Source organism: Archangium sp. (assembly GCF_036389735.1).
Taxonomy (GTDB): Bacteria; Myxococcota; Myxococcia; order Myxococcales; family Myxococcaceae; genus Archangium.
In genome coordinates this window covers 1-11,237 of the sequence record NZ_DASVWK010001036.1, presented here as the reverse complement: position 1 = coordinate 11,237, position 11,237 = coordinate 1, and the positions used below count along the sequence as shown (strand labels likewise).

The window sequence follows — 11,237 nt, the reverse complement described above, 5'->3', positions numbered from 1 at the left end:
CGCCCAACGCCACCACCGTCATCACCGCCGAGGACATCCGCCTGTCGGGCGCCACCAGCCTGGTGCAGTTGCTGCGCCGGGTGCCGGGCGCGGACGTGATGGAGCTGGGCGTGGGCAGCGCCAACCTGTCGCTGCGCGGCTTCAACCAGCGCGTGGCCAACAAGGTGCTGGTGCTGGTGGACGGCCGCACCGAGTACCAGGACTTCCTCGGCATGACGCTCTGGTCGTCCATGCCGGTGGAGCTGGCCGACATCGAGCGCATCGAGGTCATCCGCGGCCCGGGCAGCGCGCTGTACGGCGCCAACGCCATGCTGGGCGTGGTCAACATCATCACCCGCGCCCCGGGCACCGGCCCGCGCGCGCGCTTCCAGGCCTTCGCCGGCAACGGCAACGCCGCGGGCGGCAGCTTCGTGAGCCACGGCGGCGCGGGGGGGCTGCGCTACCGCGCCTCGGCGGCGTACTCGCAGGCGGACAAGTGGAGCCGCGACTTCGCGGACGACCGGCCCGACATCGTGGTGACGGATCCCCAGAAGGACGCGGGTCTGCGCAGCGCGCGCGGCAGCCTGGCCACCGTCTACCAGCTCGACTCGGGCGCCGAGCTGGGCCTGTCCGGCGGCCTCAACCGCTACTACACGGAAATCTACCCGCTCGGGCTGCTGCGCAACTACTACCTGGACGGGCTGAGCGCCTTCGTCAAGGCGGACGCGGGGCTGGGGCCGCTGAAGGTGAAGGCCTTCTGGAACCACCTCGATGTGGACACGGGGCCTCAGTACGAGCCCACCGGGCAGCGCTCGCTGGCCACACACGTCACCTCCAACGTCTTCAACGGCGAGGTGCTCTTCAGCAAGGGCTTCGCGCTGCTGGGTGAGCACCAGGTGAACCTGGGCGTGGAGGGCCGCCTCAAGCGCGTGGGCTGGGGCTACCTGGGCCCGCTGCACGAGGAGTTCCACGCCGCCGCCTTCATCCAGGACGAGTGGCGCCTGGCCAGGCCCTTGCGCGTGGTGGCCTCCTACCGCGTGGACCAGCACCCCCTGCTGAACAAGGGCAAGCCGGGCCTGGCCCACTCGCCGCGCGTGTCCGCCCTCTACCAGCCCCTCGAGGGACACGCCTTCCGCGCCAGCGCGGCCTCGGCCTTCCGCGAGCCCACGTTCCTGGAGAGCTACATGGGCATCCGCGTCCCCATTCCGGGCGTCAACGGCGCCAGCGCGCTCTCCGTCGGCAACACGGCGCTCAAGGCGGAGCGCATGCTGGCCTTCGAGCTGGGCTACCGCGGCGAGGCCCCCGCGCTCGGCATGGACTGGGACGTGGCCCTCTACCAGAACACGGTGAGGGACCTCATCCACCTGTCCGCCGTGCAGCCGGTGCCGGCCGGCGAGGCGTGGGACGCGGCCACGGGCACCTACCTGCTGGGCCGCTCCATCTTCCAGAACGAGGCGGCCGTCTACACCGCGCGCGGCGCCGAGGCCGGCGTGACGCTGGCCCCGGTGGACGGCCTGGGCATCAAGGCGAGCGCGGCCTTGCAGCGGGTGTCCTCCGACGGCGTGGACGGCCTGTGCGGCCCCTGTAGCCAGGCGCCCCAGCTCAAGCTGTTCGGCGGCATCTCCTACCGCACGCGCGCCAACCTGGAGCTGGGCGTGGACGCCGCCTGGACGTCCGACACCACCTGGGTGGAGCGCGAGCCCGCGCAGGAAGACCCCACCCGCATCGCGCCCCTCGCCAACGCGCTGCCCTCCTACACCATCATCAACGCCCGCGTGGGCTACTCGCCGGTGAAGGACCGGGTGTCGGTGGCGCTGGTGGGCTCGAACCTGGGCCCCACGCACGCCCAGCACCCCTTCGGCAATCGCGTCGAGCGCCGCGTGCTCGCCCTCCTCACGGTGACCCCATGAGTTCCTCCCGCCAGAAGGCCCTGGTGGGCCTGGCCCTCGCGTCCATGCTCGCCACCGGCTGCGAGCCCCCGCCCGTGATTCCCACCGCGGACCGCCGGCAGAACCAGCGGCTCTCGCGCATCGAGGGCCAGGTGGTGGTGCAGAGCCGCGCCCGCGGCAACGCCATCGTCCTGCTCTACGACGCCGAGCGCCCGCCCCCGCCCCAGGGCTCCGGCCGCCCGCTGACCTTCACCGTCATCCCCGCGGAGAAGCTCTTCGGGCCCGCGCTGGGAGAGACGGCGTCCTCCGGCCCCTTCGCCGCCCCCTTCGCCTTCAGCCTGGTGGCTCCGGGGCGCTACCTGCTGCGCGGCTTCATCGACACGGACACGTGTCGCGCCGGCGCACAGCCCTGCCATGGCTCGGACTTCATCCCCTGGTACGGCATCACCGGCGAGCCCAACGCCGGGGACGTGGGGGGCGCCGCGGTGGACCCCCTCACCCGCGTCCCCCGCGTGGTGGAGGTGGCCGAGGGCCCGGACGGTGCCCTCCAGGCCGCCACCGGCGTCACCGTGAGCTTCAGCGACTCGGCCACCGTGCCCGAGCGGCCCGCCTTCCAGGTGGTGGGCGACTCGCGCTTCGACCCGGCGGCGGGCCCCAAGCGGCTGGAGCTGCGGCCCCTCCAGGTGCGCGAGGGCGTGGTGGACGTGCGCTCTCCCGCCCTCCTCGTGCGCTACGTGGACGACAACGGCGACGGCGCCCCCGACGACACCAACGGCGACGGCAAGGTGGACCACCTGGACCTCTCGCCGCGCGTGGTGCTGCGCAAGCTGGCGGACGGGCCGGGCCTCGTCGGCGCGCAGCAGCTCGCCGACGAGAACGACCTCGACCGCAACGGCCTGCTCGACGCCCAGGGCGTGGACTACCCCCACCTGGACGGGACGAGCGACGGGCTGCCCGACGCGGTGGTGCTCGCCGCCGCGCTGGCGCCGGACCCCGCGCTCCAGGATGCCCTCCGCAAGCCCGACGGCACCCCGCGCATGGAGCCCGTGCCCGTGGCTTCACTCGGAGTGTTGGTCCTGCCCAGGGCCCTGGACGCGAGGAATCCGCGCAACCCGGAGACCCTCCAGTCCGTGCCTCGCGGGCGCTACGCCCTCACGCTCGTCCAGTTCACCGGCCAGACGTGGCGCCTGCCCAACGAGCTGGCTCCAGCCCTGGCCTCCGAACGCGGCCTGCCCTCCGTGGAGAGCCAATCCTTCGTACTGGAGGTTCCTTGAAACACGCCCCGAGCCGCTTTGACTTCAAGCTGTCTGTCGGCCAACATAGAGGGGTATTCCGGTCGTACGCAGAGGGGGGACAGTGCAGGGAGACTCTCCAATGAAGCCGGCCTCGGCTGTGCCAGAAGCAGCGGCGACGACATCGCCGCGTACGACGACGACGACGGCTCCAACGGAGCCGACGCGGTCGTTGTCTGCTTCCCCTCTCCCCGAGACGGCACGTCCCCTGCCCTCCTCGGCTCCCGCCAGGACGGCGCCCCCGGCTCCGGCCAGGACACCTTCCCCGGCTCCCGCCAAGACACCGCCCCCGGACGCCACGCGCCCCTTCGGCGTTCTCAACTCCGACACGGCCAAGGCCTTCGCGGCCCACGCCACCGCCGAGGCGACGCGAGCCTTCGCGCGTCCGGAGGCCGGGGTGCAGCCGCAGCGCGTGCTGCTGGTGGATGACAGCCGCTCCATCCGCACGCTGCTGAAGATCTACCTGATGGCGCGCTCCTTCGAGTACATCGAGGCCGAGTCGGCCGAGGCGGCGCTCACGGTGCTGGAGACGCAGACGGTGGACCTCATCCTCACCGACTTCCACATGGACGGGATGAACGGGGCGGACTTCGCGGCCGCGGTGCGCGCCAACCGCAACGCGAAGGTGGGCAAGATTCCCATCCTGATGATGACGGGCGACGCCAACGCGGCCGAGGTCCGCAACAAGGGCCAGAAGGCGGGCATCAACGCCTTCGTGCGCAAGCCGGTCAGCTGCGCCCAGCTCATGACGCTGGTGGACACCATCCTCCCGATGCCGAAGAAGGGCTGAGGCGGGCGTCAGGCGGCCGAGACCGCCAGCCTCGCCCGGGCCCGTCGCTTCCGGATCGCCTCGACGATGCGGATGGCGAAGAGCAGCGCCAGCACCGCCGCGTACACGAGCGGCTCGGTGAGGTCCTTCTTCACGCGCCACATGAAGTGCATCACGCCGAGCGTGGCCACCACGTAGATGAGGCGGTGCAGCCGCTGCCAGACGGGGAAGCCCAGGCGGCGCACCATGCGGTTCGTACTGGTGACGGCCAGGGGCACGAGCAGCACCAGGGCCAGGAAGCCCACGGTGATGAAGGGCCGCTGGGCGATGTCCTCGAGGATGATGGCGAAGTCCATCCCCTGGTCCACCACCACGTACGTGAGGAAGTGCAGCACGGCGTAGGTGAAGCCCAGCAGGCCCAACAGCCTGCGCACGCGCATGGGCCACGTCCACCCGGCCACCACCTTCAGGGGCGTACACGTGAGCGTGGCCACCAGGAGGATGAGGGCGAGCATCCCCGTCTGGTTGAGCACGCGCTCGATGGGGTTGGCCCCGAGCGTGTCCTGCAGGAGCCCGAGCGCCAGGAGGGCCAGCGGGGAGAGGCCACCCACGAGGACGGCCGGCTTGAGCCAGGGGTACGGAGGAGAGGCCATGAGTCAGAAGGACTTACGCAGGTCCATGCCCGCGTAGAGGCTGGCCACCTGCTCGGCGTAGCCGTTGAAGGGCAGCGTGGGACGGCGGCGGATCTCCCCGATGCGGCGCTCGGAGGCCTGGCTCCAGCGCGGGTGGGCCACCTCGGGGTTCACGTTGGCGAAGAAGCCGTACTCGCCGGGGTTGGACCGGTTCCACGAGGTGGGCGGCTGCTTCTCGGTGAGGGTGATGCGGACGATGGATTTGATGCCCTTGAAGCCGTACTTCCACGGCACCACCAGCCGCAGGGGCGCGCCGTTCTGGTTGGGCAGGACGCGGCCGTAGAGCCCCACCGCGAGCATCGTGAGCGGGTGCAGGGCCTCGTCCAGCCGCAGGCCCTCGATGTACGGCCACTCCAGCACGGGGTACTTCTGGCCGGGCATCTGCACGGGGTCCTTCAGGGTGGTGAATGCCACGTACTTCGCCTTGCCCGTGGGCTCCACACGCCGCAGCAGCCCCGCCAGTGAGAAGCCCATCCACGGAATCACCATGGACCAGGCCTCCACGCAGCGCATGCGGTAGATGCGATCCTCCAGCGGGAACCAGGACTGGAGCGTGTCCATGTCCACCCGCTGCGGCTTGTGCACCTCGCCGTCGATGACGACCGTCCACGGCCGGGGCTTGAGCGTGTGGGCATTCTCCGCGGGCTCGCCCTTGTCGAGGCCGAACTCGTAGAAGTTGTTGTAGGTGGTGACGTCGTCGTAGGACGTGGGCTTCTCGTCGGTGTCGTACGGACCCCGGGCCCGCTTCTTGGGGGCCTCGCCGGGGGCCGCCGGAGCGACCGGGAGGCTCGCGCCCCCTCCCGTGGGCCTGTCGCTGAGGAGCTGGAGGCCACCGCCCACTCCCGTGGCGGTACCACCAAAGAGGACGGCGCTCTTGAGGAACTCGCGTCGGCGCAGGTACAGCGACTCGGACGTGATTTCCGAGCTCGGGGGCTCGGGCGGCTTCTGGCGCATGGTCCCTTCATAACGCCGAAAGCGGATTTCTGGTTACAGCCGGGCGCGCTCGTCCCGCATCCGCCACAGCCGCCACCAGGGGGTGGAGGGCGACTGGTGGTGCTCCCAGTGGTAGCCGAAGAAGAAACAGGAGAGCAGGGCCCACAGGTGGTTGCGCGGCAGGGAGCGCGCGTGGTGGGGGGCCATGTCCGGAGTGTCCGGCCTCCGGTGGGGCACGAAGGTGCCGAAGTAGAAGAGCTGCACCGTGCCGAGCACCGCGGGCAGCACCCAGAAGGCGAGAATCCGCCACTGCCCCACCCCGAGGAGCAGCAACAGGTTGAACTTGACCGCCATGACCAGGATTTGAGGCCAGGTGGTGTAGCGCCGCATGAAGGTGGCGAACCACGGCCAGAAGGACTGGGTGCGCGTGGAGAAGTCCGGGTCGTCCGGGCCGGTGGGGTCGGTGTGGTGGGCGTGGTGGTTGACCACCAGACGCCGGTAGGAGAGCCCGGCGAAGAGGAAGCAGGCGACCGTGCCCACGGCCTGATTCACCCACCGCGGGCGGCCCACCGTCCCATGCATCGCGTCATGGCCGGTGATGAAGAGGCCGGTGCACAGCCAGGCCTGCACGGCGATGTGCAGGTACGTGAGCGGCGAGGCGAAGGACAGCTCGGCCCCCACCAGCAACCAGACGAGATGGCCCAGCCACGCGCCGAGGACGACCAGCGCGATGAGGACACCCCAGGGACCTTGTGCGCCGTGGCTCCGCATCTCCCTCACCTCTCATCACCTCCCGCCCGCCGCGCATGGGAAAACGCACGCGGCGGGCAGGCGGACGACGCTCCTACTTCGCCGCCGTGTCGGAAGCCCCGCCGAAGTCGGCCGCGAGCTTCTCGGCGGTGACGTAGCGCGGCGCGATGTCCACGGGGACGTTGTTGAGCCTGTCCAGGACGCGCTTCACCTCGGGGCGCACCACGCCCAGGTTGGCGAGCAGCGACTCGGCGGAGGCGCGGTTGCCGGCGGCCTGGAGTTCCATGAGCTGCCTGGTCAGGGCGGTGACGGACTCGCGGATCTTCCCCGGCACCACGGCGAAGGTGCCGTCCTTGTTCACCACCACCGCGCCGGTATCGAGGAAGTGGTTGAGCTGGAGCGCGATGCCCTTGCCGTGCGCCTCGTTGATGCCGAAGCGGATGGAGCGGAACGCGGAGGCCAGGAACGTGGTGTACATGGTGCGCTCCAACTCCTTGCCGAGCACGCCCTTGTCCACGAGCTGCTGGAGGGCCCACAGGCCGGAGACATCGGCCTTGGCCTCCTCGATGGCGCTGGAGGAGGCCTGGAGCGCCTGACGCACCGTGGTCTGCTTGCCCTCGATGGTGATGTTGTGGGGCCCCAGCCCATGCATCAGCTCGTGCATGAGGATGTGGGTGAAGAAGGCGTCGAAGGAGACGTCCTTGCGGTCCTTCGGGGCGAGCGCCACCTGGGTGATGGGCACCAGCACGCGGCTGAACTTCGCCTCCTGGATGTTCTTGAGCATCACGCGCTTGGTGCCCTTCTCGGCCGCCACGCGCTCGTCGTTGGGGAGGTTGAAGGCGGCGGTCTGCACGCCGCGGTAGCCATCTCCCGAGGAGAAGAGGCTGTTGATGACGCGGATGGGCGCGAGCGCCCCCAGCTTGGGGTTGCGCAGCTTCGGGTCGATGGGGAGGGCGTTCTCCAGGCCCTGGAGCTCGCCGCTGAACTTCGCGAGCTTCTGCGTCTCGACGTCGTCGCGCACGCCGATGAAGGCCTCGAAGGCGGCCTTGTAGTTGAACCACTCGTCCTCGTAGACCTCGTAGGGCCCGATGGTGGGCTCGACACTGGCGTCGAGCTCCATCCAGGCCACCTCGCTCGGGTAGTAGTCATTGGAGAGGAAGGCGTCGGCGCGCGTGGAGAGGAACGCCTTGAGGGAGGGCTGGGTGGTGAGCCGCGAGGCCTCGCGCAGCAGCCGAGCGGCCTCGGCGAGCTCGCCCTGGTACTCGATGCTGTAGGGGACGGCGACGAACTTGCCGCCCGCGTCGCGGCGCAAGGTGGTGAAGAAGCCGGTGGCCTCGCGCTGCTGGGCCTCGGGGAGGGACTTCACCCAGGCCTCGAGGTCGGCCTTGGTGGCGCCGGCCGGGTAGAAGTTGCCCTCGGCCGGCTTGGCGGGGACACCCGGAACGAAGGGCGCGTTGTGGTCGAGCCGGGACCAGGGGCCCTTGTTGAGGATGAAGGCGTGCAGCCGCTCGCGACCGAGCGCGGAGTCATCCTTGAGCAGGTCGAGCAGGAGCGTCTCGTTGCCGGCCCACACCTGGCGCAGGAAGAGCGAGTCCATGAGCTTCGCGGCCTGAAGGGTCTTGGCGAGGGCGCGGCGCTCGTTCTCGGGGAGCTTGGAGACATCGACCTGGATGTCGACGGGGGCGAAGCGGGCGGTGGCGCGCTTGAGCTCGGAGACATTGGGCATACGGGAGGGCTGCGTCTCGGCGGCCCGGGCGGGGCTCGCGAGGAGCATCGCGGCGCCGACGAGGGAGAGGAGGTGGCGTGTCATGGTGGCCCTTTTACCCGGAGGAAACCGGGCAGCACACTCCCGATATGCTCGTGCAAAAAATCGGGCTCATTCCCCGAGCGCCTGCGAACTGACAGGATCTGGCGCATGCCCGTGTTCGAATACCTCGGCGCCGCCGTGACCCTGGCGGCGGCCATCATCGGCATCCTCGGTAAAACAACCGATGATGCGAAGCAGGGCCTGGCCCACCTCACGCCTCGGGGCTGGGCCATGCTCGTCTTCGCCGTGCTGGGTGGCCTCGTGTCGGCGGTCGCCATCGCCCGCGGCAACGACGAGAAGCAGCAGGCGGAGCAGCAGCGCGAGAGGCTCCGCCTCATCGCCCTGGAGGAGACTGAGTGGGCACTCGGCCTGCTCCTGCGGCCCTTCACCCAGCTCCACCCGGAAGCAGCCGAGGCCCGCTTCAACCGGGGGCGCGCCCTGCTCCTGGCGGGAGCCTTCCGCGAGTTCTGTGACGTCCAACCCAACACCCCGGTGGGGGCCGATCCGTCCCTGCGCTGGGGCACCTGGGTCAACGACGTCGTCCGGGAGGGCAGCACCGAGCTCCAGAACGTGGTCACCCGGTACTCCTTCTACCTGGACGCCGAGACCATCCTCCTCATTGAGCACGTCCGCAACGACGCGGAGCTGCGTGCCCTGGCGCTCGGACACGGCTGGACCTCGTTCGTGATGCTCGGCGATGGCGGGGGCTTCTCCTTCTGTGGCATCACCCGCGACCCGACCCGGTTCGGACCGCTGGTGGACTCACTCGACGCGCTCGAGAAGCACCTCCAGCGCGAGCGCGAGCCCCTGCTGGCGAAGTACGGAGAGCCCGCGAAGCCCTGAGGGTCGCCACGGACACATGAGGTCTTGGGCCCGGGTCGTCGCACTCAGCTGAAGAAAGCGCATCAGGCGCCCCCTCGGGAGAACCCCTCCAGCACTCCGGCGACGTTGGTGCCGATCTCCTCCACCGCGTAGCCGCCTTCCTGCACGAACACCGTGGGCAGCCTCAGCTCGGCCAGACGCCGTCCCATCAGCGGGGAGTGCTGGGTGGCGAGCTTGAAGGCGCTGATCGGATCGCCCTCGTAGGTATCCACGCCGAGCGACACCACCAGGGCCTCGGGGGAGAAACCGCCGACGACATCCAGCGCGGCCTCCAGCGCGGCGCTGTATTCCTTCCAGCCCGTGCCGCACGGCAGTGTGTAGTCGGCGCGTACCGGCATCTCGAAGCACGGCACCAGCTCGCCGCGATGCAGTTCCTTGCCACCATCGTGACGGGCGTGCAGCGGAGAATGAACGACTTTCACCGAGGGGACTCCACGAGCTGACGGGTTCGGCCGGACTCTGGCAAGCACGCCAAGGAAGGCGCAAGACCGGAGCACCAGGCGAGGGAGCGGAGGTGGGGCTCCACCGCCCGTCACCCGGCGTCCCCGAGCCACGAGAGCGGACCGTGCACACCTGTGACTCAAGATGCCTGACGACGCGGTGCACAAGGTGCTGGTGACGGGAGCCACGGGCTTCATCGGTCGAGCCCTGCGCCCCGCTCTGCTCGCCCGGGGCCTGGAGGTGCGAGCCACCACCCGCCACCTCGGTCGGGCTCCTCGGAATGGAGGCGCGGAGTGGGTGGAGGCCGATCTGCTCCGCCCGGAGACCCTCGGCCCCGCGCTGGAGGGCATGGACGCGGCGTACTACCTCGTCCACAGCATGGGGGACCGGGGCGAGGACTACAGTGAGCGCGAGCACCGCAGCGCGGAGGCCTTCGCGCACGAGGCGGCACGAGCGGGACTCAAGCGCATCGTGTACCTCGGCGGCGTGGCGCCCCGGGGCACGCCCTCACACCACCTGGCGAGCCGGCTCGCGGTGGGCGAAATCCTGCGCGCCGGGCCGGTGCCCACGGTGGAGCTGCGCGCATCGATGATTGTCGGCCCGGGCAGCATCTCGTGGCGCATCTGCCGGGACCTGGCGCTGCGCCTGCCCGCGATGGTGCTGCCCTCGTGGATGCGCTCGCTCACCAGCCCCATCGCGCTGGAGGACGTGGTGTGGGCACTGACGGACGCCCTGGAGGTGCCCCTCGAGCACGGCGAGTGGTTCGACATCCCAGGCCCGGAGCCACTGAGTGGAAAGCAGATCCTGGAGCGCATCGCGGCGCTGCGAGGACTGCGCATCCTCATGGTGCAACTGCCGGTGCTGACACCGCACCTGTCCTCGCTGTGGTTGAGGCTGGTGACGAGCGCGGATTACGGGGTGGCGCGCGAGCTGGTGGCGGGGATGACGCAGGACCTGCTGCCACGCGACGAGCGCTACTTCGAGCTGACCCACCACCCGCCGCGCCTTCCCTTCGACGAGGCGGCGCGGCGCACGTTGGAGGCCGAGGAGGCGGATGCGGCCCACCCGCGCGGATTCGCCGCGCGCGAGGAGCACTGGGTGGAGCGACTGGGCTCGCACCTCAACCGGTCGGCGACGAGATGACCCCGAGCACTCCCCCGGGGAGTGCCTTCACCGATGAGGAGGCAGCGCGGCCCCGGCGGTGCCCGGCACGCCTCGCCCGGAAATGAGTCCTGCCTGTACTTCTACCAGCGGCCTGTACTCGCGCCGGACGTGCTCGGCGGGTGCGCGGAGTCGCGCCTCCTCGAGACGCATGGCCGCCCAGGTGCCCGCCTCGCTCGGGTGGGAAACGATGGTGTAGGGGGCGGGGGGCGACTTGAAGTGGAAGATGACGCCCATCGTCAGTCGGACGATGGGCGAGGTGATGACGTACGCGATGCCGAGCAGCGCCTGGCGCATCAGCACCTCGTTCGTCTTGAGCCACTCCACCTGCCGCTGCCGCTGCTCGGTCGACAGGAGGTGGAGCTCGCTCACGTCGAAGATGCAGACGTGCCGCTCCTGGCGCTGCAAATATTGAGTGGACCTGGAGAGGAACTCCTCGAAGGTCTTGAGGGAAGGCTCGCCGGTGAGCCGCACGACCAGCAGCGGCCAGGTGGAGTCGTCGAAGGAGAAGGAGCCACTGGGATGCATGGGCCCAGATGTGGCGGTGCACCCCCCGAAGAGCAAGGTGCGCCCGTGTGTTCTGTCCCATGAATGCGACGAGCGCCTGAACTTCTTCAACGCGCTCGCAATGTCACCCTACAC

General features: G+C 70.0%; 11 protein-coding genes. 5 read left to right on the top strand and 6 right to left on the bottom strand.

All coding sequences use genetic code 11. From position 1 onward, the window contains the following. From VF794_RS37045 to VF794_RS37035, 3 genes are all read left to right on the top strand, one after another. Window positions 1-1,889: TonB-dependent receptor (locus tag VF794_RS37045; protein WP_331117958.1), on the top strand; the 1,889-nt coding region annotated here is incomplete at its 5' end. Beyond that, complete coding sequence (locus tag VF794_RS37040) at window positions 1,886-3,142, top strand: hypothetical protein (RefSeq protein WP_331117956.1); 1,257 nt, start codon at window positions 1,886-1,888, stop codon at window positions 3,140-3,142. The genes VF794_RS37045 and VF794_RS37040, both read left to right, overlap by 4 nt. Before the next feature lie 190 nt (window positions 3,143-3,332). Then, window positions 3,333-3,950 carry a response regulator gene (locus tag VF794_RS37035; protein WP_331117954.1) on the top strand — a complete coding sequence of 206 codons (618 nt, stop codon included), beginning with the start codon at window positions 3,333-3,335 and terminating at the stop codon, window positions 3,948-3,950. An 8-nt stretch (window positions 3,951-3,958) separates the two neighbouring features. Here the strand turns inward: VF794_RS37035 and VF794_RS37030 are convergent, their stop codons facing one another. From VF794_RS37030 to VF794_RS37015, 4 genes are all read right to left on the bottom strand, one after another. Then, window positions 3,959-4,582: a protein-methionine-sulfoxide reductase heme-binding subunit MsrQ gene (locus tag VF794_RS37030; RefSeq protein ID WP_331117952.1), complete on the bottom strand. Its 624-nt coding sequence runs from the start codon at window positions 4,580-4,582 to the stop codon at window positions 3,959-3,961. Window positions 4,583-4,585: 3 nt separating this feature from the next. Then, a complete protein-coding gene (msrP, locus tag VF794_RS37025) occupies window positions 4,586-5,575 on the bottom strand; it encodes a protein-methionine-sulfoxide reductase catalytic subunit MsrP (protein ID WP_331117950.1) in 990 nt (329 codons plus the stop codon). Window positions 5,576-5,608: 33 nt separating this feature from the next. Further along, on the bottom strand, window positions 5,609-6,325 hold the full coding sequence (locus VF794_RS37020) for a fatty acid desaturase (protein ID WP_331117948.1): 717 nt from the start codon (window positions 6,323-6,325) through the stop codon (window positions 5,609-5,611). Window positions 6,326-6,398: 73 nt separating this feature from the next. Then, window positions 6,399-8,114, bottom strand: coding sequence for a dipeptidyl-peptidase 3 family protein (locus tag VF794_RS37015; RefSeq protein WP_331117946.1), 1,716 nt, complete (start codon window positions 8,112-8,114; stop codon window positions 6,399-6,401). Between the two features lie 105 nt (window positions 8,115-8,219). On the opposite strand from VF794_RS37015, the gene VF794_RS37010 reads away from it, so the two are divergent. After that, complete coding sequence (locus VF794_RS37010; protein WP_331117944.1) at window positions 8,220-8,954, top strand: hypothetical protein; 735 nt, start codon at window positions 8,220-8,222, stop codon at window positions 8,952-8,954. Window positions 8,955-9,016: 62 nt separating this feature from the next. Here the strand turns inward: VF794_RS37010 and VF794_RS37005 are convergent, their stop codons facing one another. Then, on the bottom strand, window positions 9,017-9,415 hold the full coding sequence (locus tag VF794_RS37005) for a hypothetical protein (protein ID WP_331117942.1): 399 nt from the start codon (window positions 9,413-9,415) through the stop codon (window positions 9,017-9,019). A 163-nt stretch (window positions 9,416-9,578) separates the two neighbouring features. On the opposite strand from VF794_RS37005, the gene VF794_RS37000 reads away from it, so the two are divergent. Further along, window positions 9,579-10,577 carry an NAD(P)H-binding protein gene (locus tag VF794_RS37000; protein WP_331117940.1) on the top strand — a complete coding sequence of 333 codons (999 nt, stop codon included), beginning with the start codon at window positions 9,579-9,581 and terminating at the stop codon, window positions 10,575-10,577. A gap of 27 nt (window positions 10,578-10,604) precedes the next feature. Here the strand turns inward: VF794_RS37000 and VF794_RS36995 are convergent, their stop codons facing one another. Continuing rightward, the gene (locus VF794_RS36995) at window positions 10,605-11,123 is read right to left on the bottom strand and encodes a hypothetical protein (protein ID WP_331117938.1); all 519 of its coding nucleotides are present in this window, start codon (window positions 11,121-11,123) and stop codon (window positions 10,605-10,607) included. Window positions 11,124-11,237: the final 114 nt, after the last annotated feature.